Below are 17,786 nucleotides of genomic sequence, written 5' to 3'. Positions count from 1 at the left end.
AAGTGAATGAATCCGGTTGTTTGGGTATAGCTACCGGATTCATCTGTTTTGTCTGTGGTTTATTCAGGGTCAGATCAGGGTTTTATTCAGAATATCAAAAGTCAGGTTGACCACTTGTCGCACTTCAGAGTCTGCGTTTATCTGCCAGGTTTCCATCTCCGTCGTGACTACATTTTTTTCTCTTTCCAGTCCGGTTTCAAATTCCTCACGGGAAATATTTCCGGATGCGAATGCAGTTCCGAGTGATTCCAGTGCGCCCTGTTCATTAGCCAGACTTGTTTGTAAAACACTCAGCATTGAGCCCGGCAGTGGCGAATCAAATTGTGCCTGAACCTGCGTAATAATGTTATCGATGGATATATGCATACTGCTCTCCTCAATCGTGAGCGGATTATTATTGTGCCGGAGTCGCTGTTTGTTGTTTTCCTGAATCACTTTCCGGACTGAAAACACACCTGGTGTTCCCATGATTGATAATGTTGCTGCGTTGATTTCAGACGCCACCTCATTGAGTTTAGTTGATCATGATTGAAACAGGGATAAAATACTCAGGCGAATAAGTGATGTTTCAACGTCATCTTCATCAGTTTACTGCTGTATTCATCACGTATGTTCCGGACTAAACCTTAACCTGAAACCCTGAATGAAAAGGAGAAGCACTTGGATAATTACTTTGATGTTGTTGCCAGGCAATGGGAGCATAATCCGATGAGACTGGAACGGGCGCAGGCAACAGCAGACCAGATCAGGCAAGTGAATTTTTCGGCCAGAAAAAGTCTGGTGGATTTTGGTTGCGGGACCGGGCTGCTGGGCGTTCAGTTAAGGGGGGACTTTCAGCAGATTCATCTGGCTGACTCCTCCGCTGAAATGCTGAAAGTGGCACAGGAAAATGTATCGGTTGCCGGCCTGACTGATATTCATACGCACCGGATCAGCCGTTTGACTGATTTACCGGCAAAATATTCTGCAATCACGACTTTAATGACGTTGCATCATCTGGCCGATCTGAAACAGTTTTTTACCGATGCCTGCCAGGTACTGGAAGAAAAAGGCATGTTAATGATTGCGGATTTATATAAAGAAGATGGTTCGTTTCACGACCACCATCCGGGTTTTGACGGCCATCATGGCTTTGATATTCCTGTATTAACAGCAATCGCTGAAGGATGCGGTTTTCAGGTTCGCAATGCACAGCAGTACTATGCGGTAGAAAAAGAAAATAAAGCCGGAGAAATGGTGTCTTATCCTTTATTTTTCTTTGTCGCCGAGAAGATCTGAACCATCTGTACCAGACAGATCACTGACTAAAGGAAAGACCGGAAAGGCTTGACCTGACCGGTCTTTCTTTGTCTGAAAGATTGATGTCTGCCTGCCTGATTAAAAAAATATTCATTTTCCCCGGAACTGTAAAAAAGAATCTGCCACTTAATAACCGAAGCATGCATGATGCATGTTTATTAATATTAACCTTCTGATATATAGGTGATTTTATGAATGGATTAAGTGGTCTTATGGGTGGTGTCGGCGGTATGAGCGGACTGGGCGGCGCTGGTTTGGCAGCATCTGAATCTGCATTGAGAATTCTGGATGAAACCTCAGCGCAGACAACAATGATGAATGCAACTGCGCAGGCTGACAAAATGAATACAGACACCATCAACAGTATCATGAGTGGTTACACTGATTCTGCGAATAAGGCAAACAACGCGGCAACGCAAAGTGGTAAAGCGATTAACTATTGATCGTGATGGATTGTGGTTTTGGCATGGCGGAATCGTCGTGGTTTCTGGCTCATTCCGCCATTGACTGTGCAACTCCGGAAACAGGCAGCGTGTATCTGCGGTGATTTTTTTCGGTAAACAGGAGAACAACAATGATTAATGCAACCCTGACCATTAGTATTCCGCTCGGTCAGTCTGATGGATTGCAGCAGGCCGGAAGTTTGTCTGAAGGCTCGCGGCAACTCTCTCAGTATTCCGGCCCCGGCAGGCAAACGACTGAGGAAAAGGTCGATGCGCTGGCTGATGCGTTGATGAAAGGCTTATTTCAGAAAAAGTGGGATGGCGGCACCTTTGATGCCAGCAACCCGCTGATGAAAATGGTGGCCAGTTTTATGGACCAGCATCATCCTGAAATTGCCAGCCCGAATGATGCAACGGGTCATGTCCGTAACTGGAATGATGAACTGAAAGAAGATAACTACCTGAATAAAGAAGAGTTATCAGAGTTTTCCAAAGGGCTGAAAGGCTTTTTATCCAATTTACTCAATGGTGTCGGCTCTCTGGTCAGCAGCCTGGGTGGCCTTGCCGGTAGTCTGGCTGGTTCTGCTTTTGGTGGCCCGGTCGGCAGTATGGTTGGCGGCGCGGTTGGTGATGCAGCCGGACATATCGCCGGGAATGTCCTCTCCGGACTGGGAAATCAGATCGGCGGAAGTTCAGGCTTTGGTCACCGGGGCTTTGATTTTCAGGGAATCGGATCTCAGGGCTTTGGCAGCTGTGGTTTCGGTAGCGCCGGAGCCGGCGGTTTTGGCGGTGGCATGAGTCCGGCAGACCTGAGCCCGATGGGACAGGCAGGTTTTGATCTGGGCAACAGCTTTGCGGCACATGTCGGAAAGACAGCGGTTGACAGCATTGATATCGGTAAAGGCCCGCTTGGTCTGGGACTGAGTGACAGTAAAATGGACCATTTTGCCCGTTATTCGTTTAATGATGGTGATAAAGATATTGCTGAAGCGATTGGTAAATATATGGATCACCATACCGATCGTTACGGTGAACAGCCAAGAGGCGGATGGGCGAACCGGATTGAAAAAGGAAAAGATTTCAACTTTGAAGAAATCAACCGTTTCAAACAGGCGATGAGCGATGTAAAAGGTGTGATGAACGGCCAGAGTACGGGTGATCATCAGCTGGATACGGATGTCATGATGCTGTCTAACGCCATTGTGTTTGAAGCCATGAACAAAGTTGCTGCCTGATCAACAGAACGTCCGTGATGTGATCACATTATATGGCGGCCTCAGCGGTTTTCCGTTTCTGATGATCGCTGTATCTGTGACTCACAGGGTAACTATTCGATGCAAGGATGCAGGCAATGGCCTCACTGTTGCCTGTTTTTCCTTGGCTTAAAGGAGGAAGTGATGTCCGTTCACTCTGTTCAGCTCAATCATCAAATCCCTCAGTCCGGGAACATTTCACCGGCGACAGCCGAACCTTCAGCGCCGGATCAGTCTGATGTCAGCTGGTTCAGTGCGGCACTGAATCCCGTGCAGCAAAAAGATAATGACAATAATGTCGCCGAGAGAATCGTCAGCCAGCTTGCCGGTTCGTCAGAACATTTGCAGAAGTTGTCTGATAAAGCAGACCGGGCAGTCCGCAAAGCTTCACGTTCCAGTGACCCGCAGGATGTAATGCAGGCGAACCGTTCTCTGTCTTCTTTTTATCTGGAAAGCCTGCTGACCACCAAACTGATTAGTAAAGGGACGCAGGCCGTAGAAAAGCTGACCAGCCTGCAATAAGGGGAAGCGGTTGATGAAAATATTGTTCCGGATCCTGCTGTCAGGAATGCTGATTTTTCTGGGCGGATGCCAGCAGTATGTCGAACTGCACCGCAATTTATCTGAACAAGATGCCAATGAGGTGATTGCAGAGCTGGCGTATAAACATATTGAAGCAGAAAAGTCACTGGCAAAAGACGGGGTCATTATCTCCGTGGATATGTCAGATATGGCCAGAGCGGTCCGGATTCTTGAAGCCGCTGGTCTGCCAAGAAAGTCCAGAGCGAATCTGGGCGATATATTCCGTAAGGAAGGGGTGATTTCATCTCCGCTGGAAGAGCGTGCCCGTTATATTTATGCGCTTTCTCAGGAACTTGAATCGACGATTTCTCAGATTGACGGCGTGCTGGTTGCCCGCGTTCATGTCGTGCTTCCGGAGCGGGTGGCGCCGGGAGAACCGGTTCAGCCGGCATCCGCTGCCGTCTTTATTAAACATCGTCCGGCGCTGGACCCGGATGTGATGCGTCCCAGAATTACCCGGCTGGTACAAACCAGTATTCCGGGGCTGTCAGGAAAAAAAGATAAACTCAGTGTGGTGTTTATTCCGGCACAGGCTTACAGGGAACAGATTAAATATGTCAGCTTCGGACCATTTCTGATGAAAGAGAGTGATGCGGGATTCTGGCAGTCTGTGGTGATTTGCAGCGGATTGATTGTGCTGATTCTGTCTGTTGTCATGGCACTCTGGCTCCGGCCCGGATTAAGACCGTCATGGCCGGGACGCCGTCAGAAGCAGTCCGGACAGTAATACGGCCAGTTACATGGACATTCACAGGGGATGAGCAACATGGATGATCAGATTCATTTGTCGGATAAGCGATACCTGAACTGGCTGCAATTCTGGCAGCAGCCATGGCATGAGATGATGCCCGGCTGGCAGGCGCTTCTGCCCGGATCTTTACCCGGGGCGCTGCAGAACATGCAGAACAATGACAGCTGGAAGCACATTGATCCCGCTATTCTTCATTCCCTGTTGCACTTAGATAGCGGACTTCCCCCGGAACCGGGTGAGGTGCTTTTGCAATGGGTTGCTTTATCTCCGGCACTCAAATTATCTGCCCTTTATCTGGCTGCTGAAATTGTCATCCGGGATATTGCCCGGGATTTAATTGATGACTCACATATGGCATGGGCACGTCATCTGGCCAGAGCTTTAATGCCGGGAAAGTGGCCGCTTGCCGGATACCATGATCTGAATGCCGGGCAGATTGGGATTCTGTTATTGCGGGAGTGGCTGTCGCCGTCCGCGTGGTTACGTGCCCGGCTTTATTATCCGGATGAACTCTCCGTCGCGATTGAAAACCTGTCACCGGGGGAGATTCCCGGCCAGCGTTTGAATCAGTTATGGCATGGGGTGATCTGGCGGTTATCCACTGTCGAAGAAAGCCAGCTCATGGCAGCAAAAGAGTAAGGAGAATCGATGTGTTTGTGAAACGGCAACTGAACTTATCTGTGCCGGACGGTGTGATTGCCGGGCCGCTGTTAAAAGCAAAAGTGCTTCGGCTCAGTTTTGATGCAGCGCAGCTGAAAGAGAATGCACGCGAAGAGGCCGCAGCAATGATTGAACAGGCACATGCGCAGGCAGAAAAAATACAGGAGCAAGCCAGACAGCAGGCTGAAGATATTGCTCTGCTGGCAAGAAAGGATACAGAGCAGCAGATATGGCAGGCAGCAAATGAATTGCTGGAGGCTCTGCGGCTTGAACAGGAAAGAATGTGGGAAGATATCGGACAAAGTGCTGAGATGGCTTTACGCCATACAACCCGCTCATTACTGGACACATATGATGAAGATGAACGCCTCAGAGTGGTGATAAAGCAGGTGATTCAGGCACAGAAGCAGCCGGTACAAGGAGTTTTGCATTGTGCGCCATCCTGTCAGGCGGTAATTGACAATAAATTGACAGAGCTGGGGAACCTGCACTGGAAAACAGCGCCAGACCCCGTTTTACAAGGGGATGAGATGATACTGGAAACAGATTCCGGCCGGTTTTTCTGTTCATGGCGTCATATTTCTGATGAACTTTTATGTGATGCCGCTCTCTAATTCTTTGAGTATTCTTTAACTTGTTATTTTTTATTTTCATTTTGAATTTGTTCTCCTTATTTCAAGCCGGTTCATCCCGGCTTTTTTTATGACCTGAGAACGGTTATATTTCAGTCGATCGATCATTTTATGTTCACTGTTTCATATTTTCAATTGTTATTCATTTTGTTTATGAGTTTTATTCCATTAATGGAAAGACACAATTCAATCCCTGTTTTTTTCTGTATATACAATTTAGTGCTTATTGCCGGTGAGGCGGCGTAAGCCCATCAGAACAGCTGCAGGATAAAAAGCTGTTCCATGAAAATCAGAAATTAAAGGAATAAGAAATGAAAAAAAATATGATTTGTCTGTCAATCGTCAGTCTTTTCTCTTTTGGTGTTTATGCAAATGAAGTCGTTCAATTTACTGAGATGGACCAAAAAGCGAACTTTATTGAAGGGGTGAATCTCATCCATGGGCCGGAATCGGACAACAGTGTAAGTGGTGCTGATTCTGTTGCACAACGTGCACAGGCGATGTCTGCTGTGGCGGTTAACCGGGATGGAACACAATATCAGGCCCGGATTTCAGAAGAGACACTGGCGGCATTTGAACAGGCTGCGCAAATACTTCATCAGCAAGGACTGGATGACAGTCTTTTCTACACACCGGAAAAAGCGGCTACGAAAGCACCGCTCAATGGGCGAAAACGTGACATTCAGAATGTGGTGATCGGTTCGGAAGACAGCCGGACACGGGTGAACAATACCACATCAGCTCCTTATAAATATATTGGCCGGATTGCGATTGGCTGTACCGGAACGCTGATTGGAGAGAAATACGTCCTGACGGCCGGGCATTGTGTATCAAACGGTTCGGGCAGCTGGTACAAAGAACTCGACTTTTCTGCCGGTCAGAATGGCTCATCCAAGCCATGGGGAACAACCAGCTGGAAAACCGCAGTGACTACTTCAGCATGGCTGAACAGTGGTGATTCCAATAATGATTATGCACTCATTGTGTTGGATGAAGCGCCCAATGGCGGCTATGCATCCTGGGGCGTTTATTCAGGCGGCAGCCATGAAGTGACCGGATATCCGGGTGATAAGCCGTTTGGCACCATGTGGACCGATTCCGGCAGCACGACGGCAGTTTCGGACTATCGTATCTGCTACACATTTGATACAGCGGGTGGTGAGAGTGGCAGTGCTATCCGGGATTCAGGAAACGTGATCCGCGGCATTCACACCACAGGTTCAACAAGCCGCAACTGTGGTACCCGGCTGACCAGTTCGGTGTATTCGACACTGAAACAGTGGATGTCTTCTTACTAAGATCTCTCTGTTCAGGTTTACCTTTCAAGAGGCGGGATTCCGCCTCTTTTTGATACAGCTCACTAACCCCGGTTTGTTCAGGGAGATTGCTTCGCAATCCGGCCTGTTATCAACCATCATATAAATAACAATTACAATGGCGGGAGATGGTGATGCGTTTTTTTATGTTTGCGTTATTTGCCGGTTTTGGCGCTGCTGTTGCGATTGGTATTCTCTCTTTATCTGAAGCCGCTATGGGTGAATCCGCGTTCCTGATGGCACCGTTCGGTGCAACGGCAGCCCTGGTGTTTGGTGTTTCCGCCAGCCCGTTTTCAAGACCTAAAAATGTAATTCTCGGTCATATGATGACGGCCGTCATCGGCCTGTTATTTGTTGAATTTGTCGGTGTGACTTCATTCTGTTTAGCTCTGGCAACCGGTGTGGCAGTCAGCGCCATGCTGCTGACCCGGATCATACACCCGCCGGCAGGGGCGAACCCGTTGCTGATTATGCTCACCGGACAAAGCTGGGATTTTCTAATCACCCCGGTGTTATCCGGCACCGTTGTGATTGTCGTGCTCGGGCGCGGCATGCGTTATTTGTATATGAAAATGTATACGTCGTCGTTTTAGCAAGGTTTTGGCTGTTTGATATTGAAGATTCTGGCTTTGGTGGCCGTTTTGGTGCGCTGATTTGTTAGGTTTGACCCAAGCGGCTTTTGTTGCACGCGCCCCAGATACTTTTCACGGAGGAAAAGTACCCAAAACTCCTTTTTTATTTGGCTTTTTCAGGTGAGATGCGGAGCGGATTGATTCGCATCCTGCTCAGCAATCCTTAAAAAACCGTCCGGGTTTTTTATCCGCAGGATATTGGGTTTTTCTGGCTTGGTCATGTTTGAGTATTCTCCGTACATACAGAGAAACCGTATAGCAGGCAAATTCAGGATGAATTTGAGGTTTTGTGCGCATGGATGCGCTTACAAAACCGCCCCGGGCAGCGCGCGCCGAAAGGCGTTTCCGGATACGCTTTCCGCCGGGAAAAGTATCTGGGGCGCGTGCACCTGAAGCTACTTGAACCCACAAAACTCAATGGCGCACCACACCATTCCACAACAGCCTGAATCTTGCGAATAAAAACAAACTTTTCCGGGTGAATATCTGTGATAAGAACAGGCAGTTTTTGGTGCTGAAAAGTTGGTAGATTTTGAAGTGCTGATTTTATTTATTGAAATCAGTGATCTACAATTAGAGTGTTCCCCGTGCATACGGGGATGAACCGGATATAACGGCTCTAATTATTTTGTTGAAAAAGTGTTCCCCGTGCATACGGGGATGAACCGTAGGTTAACTCAAGAAAATTACAATGTGCTGAGTGTTCCCCGTGCATACGGGGATGAACCGCTCTGTAGCCGGAGTATCAGCGATTTTTATGCAAGAGGGACAACTGGAAAAGCCAGTTAGCGCAGGCGTACCCGATGACCCCGGATGAGGAAGAAACAGATCTCGTTTTATCTGCCAGTGATAAACAATATCAGGAATATGTTTTATCGTATGGGAATACAGAATAAAAAGCTGAGTTAAAAGGGAGTCACCTGAGAATGACCAAACTCACCCGAAGGGCGTGAGCTGAAAGGCACATTTCTGCGTCAAGAGAATTTGAAAGGTGGGTACATTCCTGCATTCCCTTTCCTTGAACTGTACCTTTCGGCTGCACGCTGAATCCTGCATCTTCAGGTTGCTTGGGTATATAACGATGAATATCATATTTTAGGGTTAATTAATTTACTATATGTTTGTTGATGCAGTAAAAAAGCATTATCATGAGATCAATGAGAATATTTATTGTAAATATTTTACATAAGGAGAAATAAATATGAGTATTAGCGAGAAGATTAATACCCTAATTCACAAGAATGATGTTTTTATTTCGCTTCGAATCACTAATGAAAAGAATAACAAATCAGAAATCATTTCTAATATGCCTGATGGTTATAAAAAAATATATTATTCTAATCATTATGATTCTATTGATGATACATTTGATTTTACTGAATCATGTACGGAAAATATGTGTTACCCAAATTCACAAGGTAATTATACTTCTGAGTACATCAAAACTATGGAATCGCACGGCTACTACAATCTGGTTTCATTTACAATTAAGGATAAGAAAACCTTATCCTGTATTGTGACTCTTCCCGGAAAACCGCGCGCACAGCATCATGTTCGTGATTTACTACACTTTGATTTAGTAGAAGATATAAAGGCTATTGTGACATCTTTAAGTGAGATCTCCACTACTTCTGATTTCGATTTTTCTGTTATTCCAGATATCTGCCATTGATGTCAGAATGATAAACAGTGACCCAATAATGAGCTTAGTTATATCAAAGTTTCCGTGCCACAAAAGAATATTAACAATAATTCCGGCAGGGATCAGTAAATTGTTCATGATCGCCAGTTGGGTTACTGATACTTGGGTTGAACCTCTGTTCCACAGGTAGTAACCAAGACCAGATGCAATAATACCTAAGTAGAATAATGTGATAAATTCACTGGTGGTTGTTGGTATCTTATTTTTATCACCAAGCACAAGGAAAGCTAACAAGGAGATCAGGAATGCTCCCAGATAAAAATATGGAAATACAGTAGCTTGCTTAGTCCCTTCAGGAATATTCTTCTTATATAATACTTGTCCTAGTCCAAAACAAAAATTAGCTCCTTGAACAAGAAAAAAACCTGTAAGAGTAGCATCATCAATATTTGTTTTTCTAATAATATAAGCACCAAAAACTGACAGAATAACTAACAATGTGCTCGTGATAGAAAATTTCTCATAGACTATTTGATTAATGGCAACAATGTAAATTGGAGTAAATATAGTAAATAACAGAATGTTATTTACACTGATAAATCTGAATGAATTAAAGTAGAAACAGTACATTACTCCTAACTGGATAGCTCCAATAAATATATATTTTAAATTTTTAATGGAAAAATTTTTCATAATAAATGGAGAGAAAAATACGAGAGATAAACCTGTTCTTATAACAACGGATAGATAAGGGTCTACATGAGTTAACTTATCTCCAATGAGAGAAAATGAAAAAGCCCAAATAAAAGTAGTCATAATTAATAAGATCATGATATCCATCCCATACTCAAAGCGGTCATGACTGCATCGATTGTTTTTCTTGCATGAAGTTTAATTCTGGCATTTTTTAAATTACTTTTGACTGTATTTATCTTATATTCTGTCAAAATTGATATTTCAATCATATCCAGTCCTTCTTTCGCAAGAGATAAGCAAGCCAGTTCACCATAATTGGGTTTTTCTATTTGTTCATCAGAAAATAAACGATTAATAAAATGATCACCAACTAAATTTATTGGTGACATTTTTATCTCACATAAGTCCTGAGAAATGTCATGTCTGTATTTTTTAACTAAAAATTTTGAAAAATTAATGATACTACGATCAGAAAGGTTGCAATATTGTGGGTAATCAGAGGTTCGACATCCTAATACATAGGAAATTTTAGTCGCTCCAATGGAGCTGGATCTGGCATAAATGTTATGAATAGAAAATATCGATTTAATTTTATTAGAGAAACTTTCTTCTTTTATATCTCTTTTCATCATGAATAATCCATGCTTTTTATTACGAATCATAGGATCTTCGTGAAAAAGCTCTTTATCTCTGTAAGCCATTTTCATTTCACAAGGCAAGTTAGATATAACGGACAGGTTCAGTGGTGTTTCAAGATACAAAGAAATGTAATCGATACCCAGTTGTTTTAAAAAAAAGCAATCTCTTTGAATTTCATTGTCTTTCTTTATCGAAACTGAATTTATTGATTTATTTGTCATAATTAATATCACTTATGATTGAAGTATATTTTAAAAGTTACCTACTTTTGAGGGTTTTCTATAGATAATTATCTATCGTAATATATTTGACAGCAAAATCGAACAGTGTGAATAGAAACGATAAAGTAATGATATAAATGATTCAAGAGGTTTTTTATTGACATTTATATAATAACAAGTTCAGGTTAAATAATGGCAAATATTAAAACGAGCAATGATTATATTGATGAAATCATCATGTGGTGTGGTGTTGTTACTTCACTTAATACATCCATTGATGATGAAATTAGTATTGAGCAGGCAGAAGATGCAAAACACCGGGCTATTATGGCTTTATACATGGCGACTATTGAATACATTGATGTAGTCAATTTATAAACAATTATTATATTTTTTTATAAATATGAAAACTGACTGGTTAAGCCCTTTAATTTTATTATAAAAACAACGTCATCATGAACAAAAAACGTCCCGCTCTTTATCAAAGCTGGGAAGTAGATAACGCGATGCGGCGCTTTTCTACTTCAGTATCAATCATGGCTTCCCGGTGTTTTTCTTCCGGCTGTCTGTTTTCAGGGACTGCCGCTATACAGTTTTCCAGAGAAATCTCTGAAATTTCCGGAAAAATCTATCGTCAATATCAGCAGGGGCACGCCAGCGCAGAAGCAATCATCAACGCTTTATCCCGCTTTGAATGGGAACTGAGACAACAGGCAGATTTAGTCACCCGCTTTGGCCCTGAAACGATTACTCTGATGATGCAGCATCATCATGGCAGCAGCAGTCTGAATACAGCTTCAGTGTACCGTTACGCTCAAAGTGAACAAATGCAACTCAGCCACCGGGCAGAAATGACACGCTGGCGACATGCTCCACACGCCCGGAAAAATCTGTTACTCAGACATGTGGCAGAAAGTTATTTCGATGAGCGACAAAATAGTCAGCGCCGTGGCGGCGGTGGCTCAGGTGGAGGCGGGTCATCACCTGCCGCAGCGTCACAACCGGAAGCTTCCCCGAAACCAGAACCTGCTTGAATCTGATCAGGCACTGGCAACGGTACTGAGCCGCGAAGCCGCAGACAAAGCCCGGAAAACAGCAGACTCCCAACAAGCGGCAGAAGATAAACAAACGGAAGAAGAAACCGTCCCGCAAATTTTTGCCAAATCCGCTCAGGTTCCGGCTGGCACCTGTGAGATTGGAACACAGTGTGAATCTTTATCTTCTCTGGGCCAGTATGGCGCTTACGCGGCAGCCATTGCACAGGGAAGTGATGACCTGATGTTATCCAGAGTCGCCGGTCAGGCACTGGCAGAGCTTCCCGGTATGACGATGAAAATCATTGGCCGGGCCGGAATACTGGCCGCGTTTGCACCAACTAAAATGGGCGACGGCACTCTTTATACAGAGGATGACATTCGTCAGCGTAACCGTGTTGAAACTAATATCCGTTTGCGGGTTGATGAATCGGGCCATATCTACGGCTATCATGTGGCCGGTGATGCCATCCCTAAACGCACGGTCACGCAAAACGGCGATAAATTTGAAGTTACCCTTGAAGATGGCATAACCATTGAGTGGATCCCTATCACGGGCGATTTTGGCGGTAAGCCGATACTGGTGAACCCAATCCCGGATCTTGAAACCCATGACATCTGGATTCATCCACAGGCCGAACAGGGAAAAGAATTTGAGAATACTTATATCACCCCGGTTGCTGAGGCTGATCTAAGAGATTATATTCTGGTTTTCCCGGCAGAGACGGGGCTGAGACCGCTATATGTGGTTTATCAGCAGATCAGGCGGCCAAATGGTCAGTTTGGGCCTGGTTCGGACCCTAAGCCTTCATTGGATCGTCCCAGTCTCCGGGCGAAAACCAAGCGAGATATTCAGGAAGCCGCAGATAAGAATGAACAGGGGCAGTTTATTGATGACGACCAGTCTGTGATTACTGATTGGCACTACGGCCATAAACCCGGCAATGAAAACCGCCGCATATTGAAAGCTGCCGATGAGCTGGGAATGAGTCAGGCTGATCTAAATGATTTTGTGAATGCGCATCCGGATTATTTTCAGATTGAAGATGCAAAACGGAATCTTAGCCACAAAGATGAAAAGCCGGGTTCAGATGATTTGAGACAAATTATCAGAGATATGAAAAAATTTTTGAAAAGCAGGAATGCACAATGAGTTACGAATATGAGTTATTTGATGCAGTACTTGATGGAGATATGAGTGAAGTCAGGATACTTGTTGATAAAGGTGCAGATATCCACGAAGTGACGGAATCAGAACAGTGGACTTATTTACACCATGTATTTATGTCTTTAACGGAACAGACTCCATCTGAATCTATACAATATCTGATTGATCAGGGTTTAGATGTCAATGCCATTGACAGCTATGGCAATACGCCGTTGATTTATGCTGTCCGGCAACGTAATACTGAAGGTATGCGTCTGTTACTAGAGAGCGGGGCAGATCGGATGATAGGGCATTGGAACGGCGACGGTATGAATGCGCTAAAAATGGCACTGAAGGGAAAACCTTATTTGTATGACGTGGTGAAGCTGTTGCTTGATTTTGGAGCTGATCCGGATGCAAAACGGGAAGGTGGCCGCTCTGTTCGTGAGGGAGTGGCAATTATTGCGGGGGTTGATCCGAAGATAAAAGAATTAATTGAGCAGTACGCTTCAGAAGATTAATAAAATGACTGAATAGTGTTGACCTGAAAAGAATGAGCGGCTCAATATTCGTATCACACTTTCTAAGATCCCCTGTTTCCGGGGATGAACCGTCGAAATCGAATGCGTTTCTGATGACATACGGGAAAACCGCCCCGGGCAGCGCGCGCCGAAAGGCGTTTCCGGATACGCTTTCCGCCGGGAAAGGGTATCTGGGGCGCGTGCACCGAAAGCTGCTTGAACCCACAAAACTCAATGGCGCACCACACCCACCACAGAAGCCAGAATCTTGCTGACAAAATCTAACCAATGCATCGCATGGATGCGCTTAAAAACCAATTCCGCGCACCAAATAATCCACGAAAGTCTCATTCTTCAGTTCGAACATCAAAAAGAGCCACTTCATCGAAGTGACTCTGAGCTCGCTTAGTTTCGAACAATAGTCTTATTCAGGTACTTCCACCTTCATTGTCGTGACTTCCTGGATTGAAGCATGAATGGTCAGCAGCTTGTTCAGGTAAAGTAACGCATCACGTGCTTTCTGATTGTTTTGCCCGGTCTCATCGAGATGATCTTCAAGCTGAATCAGATATTCACGGGATTTCTGTGAAAGGTGAGGGTCGAAAGTGATTGTTACAGGCATAAGTGCCTCCGTACGAATAGATGAAAAAAACTCACCACTCAGAGGTCCTAAGAATGGGTGGTGAACTGAACAAGGTTAGGACAACCGCCCGTACGGAAACGGCCTGACCGAAGTCAGCCTCGTTCAGCTCACCATGATTTGAAATGCTTTTGTCTGAAAAAGTGACAAAACCATAAAATTCAGGTGTAAATAACTGCATATAAATAAATCAGCATGAAGCTGACATTTTATATGTCGTACGGTTGAAATCCGGGGTCCTAAACCCGTCACCGGATTTTGCCGGTGAGCGGCTAGAATAGTCTTGGCCGGGTAGAGAGTCAATGACTGGAAATAAGGTCATCAGTAAAGGTCCGGATATCATTTCTGCGATATCTTGTTCTGGTCGTGACATTGTCGAATAGTGCGCGCAATCCCGTGTTCAAATGAGGCTGTTTTCGTGCCGGAAAGCTGGTAGATTTTGAAGTGCTGATTTTGTTTATTTAAATCAATGATCTACAATTAGGTGTTCCCCGTACATACGGGGATGAACCGTGATGGGGCGTGTTGTAGTTACATTAAGAAAGGTGTTCCCCGTACATACGGGGATGAACCGCGGATACTGGATCAGCACAACAACCGTATCACGTGTTCCCCGTACATACGGGGATGAACCGTCTAGCTCTTCTTTCAGCATATCCAAAAGTTCGTGTTCCCCGTACATACGGGGATGAACCGTAAACAGGATCTACGAGCAAAGATTATGGGAAGTGTTCCCCGTACATACGGGGATGAACCGCTATCTTCAGCATTATCTGAAAATAGACAAAAGTGTTCCCCGTACATACGGGGATGAACCGGAATTAGCTATGTTTCGAATGAACAGGACATCGTGTTCCCCGTACATACGGGGATGAACCGAGCTTTATCCAAAATCAAATTTGCCCGGTCCAGTGTTCCCCGTACATACGGGGAAACCCTATAACAGGCAAATTCAGGATGAATTTGAGGTTTTGTGCGCATGGATGCGCTTACAAAACCGACCCGGCCAGCGCGCGCCAAAAGGCGTTTCCGGATACGCTTTCCGCCGGGAAAGGGTATCTGGGGCGCGTGCGACAGAGGTCGCTTGAACCCACAAAAATTAATGGCGCACCACACTTACCACAGAAGCCAGAATCTTCCGGACAAAACAAATCAGCTAACCGCATGGATGCGCTTACAAAACCGATCCGGCCAGCGCGCGCCAAAAGGCGTTTCCGGATACGCTTTCCGCCGGGAAAGGGTATCTGGGGCGCGTGCGACAGAGGTTGCTTGAACCCACAAAAATTAATGGCGCACCACACTTACCACAGAAGCCAGAATCTTCCGGACAAAACAAATCAGCTAACCGCATGGATGCGCTTACAAAACCGACCCGGCCAGCGCGCGCCAAAAGGCGTTTCCGGATACGCTTTCCGCCGGGAAAGGGTATCTGGGGCGCGTGCACCGAAAGCTGCCTGGAGCAGCAAGACGAATCAGCGCACCAAATATTCCACGACAGCCTCAATCTTGCGAATAAAAATAAATCAGCTAAGCGCAGGGTATGAAATTTCTCTGGCTTTGATCCTGAACCGGTTATTCAAAATATAAATATTCTTATCTGTAGTGAATCATTCTTCTTTTTATATAACTTATCTGGCTGGTTGATTTTTGATCAATATTAAAGTTCATCACTGATGAACATTATATTTCACTTTTTGTTAATGTATTTTATTGCTATTTGATTATTTTTATAATAAGTGATTTTATTTGGTATCGCATTTGGTTAAACCAAGTTTACATAAATTTTATAATAAAAATCATTAGGTTATAATTATTTGCGGTTTCATATCAATCGGTGTAATAAAACTGGTTGATTATCAAATTAAAACACTGTATTTTATTTTTCACTCTTTAGAGATATCCCAAGGGTTTGATCGTTGTATTTTTATAATTTACTTCGGTTTTTAAATGATTAATATTTTAATTTATTGGTGAATAAATATGAAAAAGTGTATTTCGGCTGCATTGGCTGGTTTAACATTACCGGTCAGTCTTATATCTGTTGCTCAAACGGATTTAACTTCCTTGATAAATACAACTCCTCTGGCTCCTTATACTGTCTCGCAGGTGTCTGATGCAGGTGTGCAAACAACAGATACAGCGCAAAACGAACTGAAGTGGCCATTTATGGCGGCGGTTTACCACAAATACAGACGGTATGATGATACTGATGCAAGCCGGGCGTGTAGTGCGACTTTTCTTGGTGGCCGCTATTTAATGACTTCAGGCCGGTGTGGTGCCACATTAAGTGACGGTTTAGAAGATTATGCGATTGTCGGAATTAATGATTTGAATCATGTGGGATCTGAAGGCCAGAAAGTGGCCATTCGCCATGTTTACCTTCCGGATAACTATCAGGCAGTTACGCCTTTATCGGATAGTTTTGCCAAACCATCACTTCATGATATTGCAATCATCGAACTGGAATATGAAGCCTCAGGAACGCCGGTGAAACTGGCCCCGGAAACACTGGCTGATGCTCTGATTTCTGGTGATGTGATGACAGTGATGGGGTGGAAAAATGCCTCTGATCAGGGATTTACATACAGTAAGTCATTAAATCAGTCTGAGTTACCTTACGTTGATCGCAGTACATGTCAGAATCTGGGTGGAAATTACATTTATGTAGGTGATGACGCTGTTTGTGCCGGTGATATCGCTGATGTTAAGGGCGCATGTACCGGAGATTCCGGCAGTCCGCTGATGATCAATCATGACGGAACTTTCAAACAGGTTGGTATTGCCAGTTGGGGGAATGAGTGTTCTCAGGCTGACCCTTATGGTGTTTATACCAGCATTGCGAAGTACAGTGACTGGATAAAAGCCAGAACCAGTGGCGTGAGTTATGTTCAGCAGAATGTTTCTGTCACAGTGAATAAGAAAGCGCTGGTGACTATACCCGTGAAAAACTACAGTGATAAAGCATTTGCTATCACAGGTTTTGAGTTACCCGAAGGTGTCACTATCTTTGATAACCAATGTGCAGATGAAGTGGCGCAGTTCAAATCATGTTCCGTTGTTGCCCGGGTAGACAGAGAAAAAGCGGGTCTGAATCCGGAAGATTACGATACAGAACTGAAACTGAAGATGCAGACGAGTCATCCGGAGGCTTCTGAATTGCCGGTGACGATTCATTTCAACAACAACTATGATAAAGAGGATACGTTTGAACCGGGAATGTATTTACTGAAGAAAACTTCTGTTTCCGCAAATAAGATAACTCTGGTAAAAGTGCAGGTTCCTAATCATACCGGAGAAGCATTCAGTATCAGTGATTTTGAATTGGCCGATGGTGTTACTATCTATGATAACCGTTGTCCTGATGTTCTGGCAGAAAATGATACCTGTTCTGTAATTGTTCGTGTCGACAGAGAAAAAGCCGGCATGAATCCTGAAGATTATGATACTGAGGTGAATCTGAGCCTGTATATCCGGATGAGTCAGTCAGGGGATTCTGTCTTGCCCGCTATTATCCACTTTTCCGGTAGTTATCAATCAGACGATACGTATGATCCGGGGATGAGTCCATCTGAATTTCCCGGCACTCCGGAAGATTTAGAAAACGGGCTTGACTAAACCCTGTTATCCTGAAGACCCGGCAAAGGTTTTTGCCGGGTAAAAATCAGTTGTCTACACTTA

General features: G+C 44.5%; 21 protein-coding genes and 1 CRISPR repeat array. Of the genes, 17 read left to right on the top strand and 4 right to left on the bottom strand.

Annotation, left to right across the window (positions count from 1 at the left end; genetic code table 11):
* Positions 1-69: 69 nt before the first annotated feature.
* The gene (locus tag OC443_RS16230) at positions 70-468 is read right to left on the bottom strand and encodes a hypothetical protein (RefSeq protein ID WP_073583099.1); all 399 of its coding nucleotides are present in this window, start codon (positions 466-468) and stop codon (positions 70-72) included.
* Between the two features lie 192 nt (positions 469-660).
* Between OC443_RS16230 and OC443_RS16225 the strand changes: the two genes are divergently transcribed.
* The 11 genes from OC443_RS16225 (at position 661) to OC443_RS16175 (ending at position 9,240) form a co-directional block, all read left to right on the top strand.
* Entirely contained in the window at positions 661-1,278 is a 618-nt protein-coding gene (locus OC443_RS16225; RefSeq protein WP_083601615.1) for a class I SAM-dependent DNA methyltransferase, read from the top strand.
* A gap of 212 nt (positions 1,279-1,490) precedes the next feature.
* Positions 1,491-1,742 (top strand): hypothetical protein, encoded by a 252-nt coding sequence (locus OC443_RS16220; RefSeq protein ID WP_200796924.1) that lies wholly within the window; start codon positions 1,491-1,493, stop codon positions 1,740-1,742.
* 131 nt (positions 1,743-1,873) lie between these two features.
* Positions 1,874-2,977: a hypothetical protein gene (locus tag OC443_RS16215; protein ID WP_073583095.1), complete on the top strand. Its 1,104-nt coding sequence runs from the start codon at positions 1,874-1,876 to the stop codon at positions 2,975-2,977.
* A gap of 162 nt (positions 2,978-3,139) precedes the next feature.
* The gene (gene sctI / locus OC443_RS16210) at positions 3,140-3,517 is read left to right on the top strand and encodes a type III secretion system inner rod subunit SctI (protein ID WP_073583093.1); all 378 of its coding nucleotides are present in this window, start codon (positions 3,140-3,142) and stop codon (positions 3,515-3,517) included.
* A gap of 13 nt (positions 3,518-3,530) precedes the next feature.
* Positions 3,531-4,304 (top strand): type III secretion system inner membrane ring lipoprotein SctJ, encoded by a 774-nt coding sequence (sctJ, locus tag OC443_RS16205; protein ID WP_073583091.1) that lies wholly within the window; start codon positions 3,531-3,533, stop codon positions 4,302-4,304.
* 39 nt (positions 4,305-4,343) lie between these two features.
* On the top strand, positions 4,344-4,967 hold the full coding sequence (locus OC443_RS16200; protein ID WP_073583089.1) for a hypothetical protein: 624 nt from the start codon (positions 4,344-4,346) through the stop codon (positions 4,965-4,967).
* A gap of 11 nt (positions 4,968-4,978) precedes the next feature.
* Positions 4,979-5,602, top strand: coding sequence for a type III secretion system stator protein SctL (gene sctL / locus OC443_RS16195; protein ID WP_073583087.1), 624 nt, complete (start codon positions 4,979-4,981; stop codon positions 5,600-5,602).
* Between the two features lie 329 nt (positions 5,603-5,931).
* Positions 5,932-6,918 carry a trypsin-like serine peptidase gene (locus OC443_RS16190; protein WP_073583085.1) on the top strand — a complete coding sequence of 329 codons (987 nt, stop codon included), beginning with the start codon at positions 5,932-5,934 and terminating at the stop codon, positions 6,916-6,918.
* Between the two features lie 152 nt (positions 6,919-7,070).
* Positions 7,071-7,529 (top strand): HPP family protein, encoded by a 459-nt coding sequence (locus OC443_RS16185; protein WP_073583083.1) that lies wholly within the window; start codon positions 7,071-7,073, stop codon positions 7,527-7,529.
* Between the two features lie 338 nt (positions 7,530-7,867).
* Positions 7,868-8,017, top strand: coding sequence for a hypothetical protein (locus tag OC443_RS16180; protein ID WP_159440333.1), 150 nt, complete (start codon positions 7,868-7,870; stop codon positions 8,015-8,017).
* Positions 8,018-8,769: 752 nt separating this feature from the next.
* A complete protein-coding gene (locus OC443_RS16175; RefSeq protein WP_143169319.1) occupies positions 8,770-9,240 on the top strand; it encodes a hypothetical protein in 471 nt (156 codons plus the stop codon).
* Here the strand turns inward: OC443_RS16175 and OC443_RS16170 are convergent.
* Both OC443_RS16170 and OC443_RS16165 read right to left on the bottom strand, forming a co-directional pair.
* Positions 9,178-10,041 carry an EamA family transporter gene (locus tag OC443_RS16170; RefSeq protein ID WP_073583081.1) on the bottom strand — a complete coding sequence of 288 codons (864 nt, stop codon included), beginning with the start codon at positions 10,039-10,041 and terminating at the stop codon, positions 9,178-9,180. The two genes, OC443_RS16175 and OC443_RS16170, sit on opposite strands and share 63 nt — an antisense overlap.
* Complete coding sequence (locus tag OC443_RS16165; RefSeq protein ID WP_073583079.1) at positions 10,038-10,766, bottom strand: helix-turn-helix transcriptional regulator; 729 nt, start codon at positions 10,764-10,766, stop codon at positions 10,038-10,040. The genes OC443_RS16170 and OC443_RS16165 overlap by 4 nt, the downstream gene beginning before the upstream one ends.
* 192 nt (positions 10,767-10,958) lie before the next feature.
* On the opposite strand from OC443_RS16165, the gene OC443_RS16160 reads away from it, so the two are divergent.
* From OC443_RS16160 to OC443_RS16145, 4 genes are all read left to right on the top strand, one after another.
* Entirely contained in the window at positions 10,959-11,144 is a 186-nt protein-coding gene (locus OC443_RS16160; RefSeq protein ID WP_073583077.1) for a hypothetical protein, read from the top strand.
* 77 nt (positions 11,145-11,221) lie between these two features.
* On the top strand, positions 11,222-11,800 hold the full coding sequence (locus OC443_RS16155; RefSeq protein WP_143169318.1) for a hypothetical protein: 579 nt from the start codon (positions 11,222-11,224) through the stop codon (positions 11,798-11,800).
* Complete coding sequence (locus tag OC443_RS16150; protein ID WP_200796923.1) at positions 11,691-12,953, top strand: S-type pyocin domain-containing protein; 1,263 nt, start codon at positions 11,691-11,693, stop codon at positions 12,951-12,953. The genes OC443_RS16155 and OC443_RS16150 overlap by 110 nt, the downstream gene beginning before the upstream one ends.
* Positions 12,950-13,468 (top strand): ankyrin repeat domain-containing protein, encoded by a 519-nt coding sequence (locus tag OC443_RS16145; RefSeq protein WP_073583061.1) that lies wholly within the window; start codon positions 12,950-12,952, stop codon positions 13,466-13,468. Before OC443_RS16150 ends, OC443_RS16145 begins: the two co-directional genes overlap by 4 nt.
* A gap of 424 nt (positions 13,469-13,892) precedes the next feature.
* Here OC443_RS16145 and OC443_RS16140 read toward each other — a convergent pair whose 3' ends face one another.
* A complete protein-coding gene (locus OC443_RS16140; RefSeq protein ID WP_073583059.1) occupies positions 13,893-14,090 on the bottom strand; it encodes a hypothetical protein in 198 nt (65 codons plus the stop codon).
* Between the two features lie 502 nt (positions 14,091-14,592).
* A CRISPR array of direct repeats spans positions 14,593-14,987; the repeat unit is 29 nt; unit sequence GTGTTCCCCGTACATACGGGGATGAACCG.
* A 78-nt stretch (positions 14,988-15,065) separates the two neighbouring features.
* Here OC443_RS16140 and OC443_RS16135 point away from each other — a divergent pair.
* Positions 15,066-15,695, top strand: a complete 630-nt coding sequence (locus OC443_RS16135) for a hypothetical protein (RefSeq protein WP_073583057.1) — start codon at positions 15,066-15,068, stop codon at positions 15,693-15,695.
* A 477-nt stretch (positions 15,696-16,172) separates the two neighbouring features.
* Complete coding sequence (locus OC443_RS16130; protein WP_262021687.1) at positions 16,173-17,723, top strand: S1 family peptidase; 1,551 nt, start codon at positions 16,173-16,175, stop codon at positions 17,721-17,723.
* The last annotated feature ends 63 nt before the right edge of the window (positions 17,724-17,786 follow it).

Source organism: Vibrio quintilis, from assembly GCF_024529975.1.
GTDB lineage: Bacteria > Pseudomonadota > Gammaproteobacteria > Enterobacterales > Vibrionaceae > Vibrio > Vibrio quintilis.
This window is presented reverse-complemented; position numbering and strand designations above follow the sequence as displayed.

Bases quoted from the DNA above. Each gene is read 5' to 3' on its own strand.
- OC443_RS16150 (WP_200796923.1), top strand. From the start codon at position 11,691: ATGAGCGACAAAATAGTCAGCGCCGTGGCGGCGGTGGCTCAGGTGGAG.
- OC443_RS16155 (WP_143169318.1), top strand. From the start codon at position 11,222: ATGAACAAAAAACGTCCCGCTCTTTATCAAAGCTGGGAAGTAGATAAC.
- OC443_RS16135 (WP_073583057.1), top strand. From the start codon at position 15,066: ATGAATTTGAGGTTTTGTGCGCATGGATGCGCTTACAAAACCGACCCG.
- OC443_RS16160 (WP_073583077.1), top strand. From the start codon at position 10,959: ATGGCAAATATTAAAACGAGCAATGATTATATTGATGAAATCATCATG.
- OC443_RS16215 (WP_073583095.1), top strand. From the start codon at position 1,874: ATGATTAATGCAACCCTGACCATTAGTATTCCGCTCGGTCAGTCTGAT.
- OC443_RS16175 (WP_143169319.1), top strand. From the start codon at position 8,770: ATGAGTATTAGCGAGAAGATTAATACCCTAATTCACAAGAATGATGTT.
- OC443_RS16230 (WP_073583099.1), bottom strand. From the start codon at position 468: ATGGGAACACCAGGTGTGTTTTCAGTCCGGAAAGTGATTCAGGAAAAC.
- sctI (WP_073583093.1), top strand. From the start codon at position 3,140: ATGTCCGTTCACTCTGTTCAGCTCAATCATCAAATCCCTCAGTCCGGG.
- OC443_RS16180 (WP_159440333.1), top strand. From the start codon at position 7,868: ATGCGCTTACAAAACCGCCCCGGGCAGCGCGCGCCGAAAGGCGTTTCC.
- OC443_RS16140 (WP_073583059.1), bottom strand. From the start codon at position 14,090: ATGCCTGTAACAATCACTTTCGACCCTCACCTTTCACAGAAATCCCGT.
- OC443_RS16185 (WP_073583083.1), top strand. From the start codon at position 7,071: ATGCGTTTTTTTATGTTTGCGTTATTTGCCGGTTTTGGCGCTGCTGTT.
- OC443_RS16220 (WP_200796924.1), top strand. From the start codon at position 1,491: ATGAATGGATTAAGTGGTCTTATGGGTGGTGTCGGCGGTATGAGCGGA.
- OC443_RS16190 (WP_073583085.1), top strand. From the start codon at position 5,932: ATGAAAAAAAATATGATTTGTCTGTCAATCGTCAGTCTTTTCTCTTTT.
- OC443_RS16170 (WP_073583081.1), bottom strand. From the start codon at position 10,041: ATGATCTTATTAATTATGACTACTTTTATTTGGGCTTTTTCATTTTCT.
- OC443_RS16165 (WP_073583079.1), bottom strand. From the start codon at position 10,766: ATGACAAATAAATCAATAAATTCAGTTTCGATAAAGAAAGACAATGAA.
- OC443_RS16200 (WP_073583089.1), top strand. From the start codon at position 4,344: ATGGATGATCAGATTCATTTGTCGGATAAGCGATACCTGAACTGGCTG.
- OC443_RS16145 (WP_073583061.1), top strand. From the start codon at position 12,950: ATGAGTTACGAATATGAGTTATTTGATGCAGTACTTGATGGAGATATG.
- sctJ (WP_073583091.1), top strand. From the start codon at position 3,531: ATGAAAATATTGTTCCGGATCCTGCTGTCAGGAATGCTGATTTTTCTG.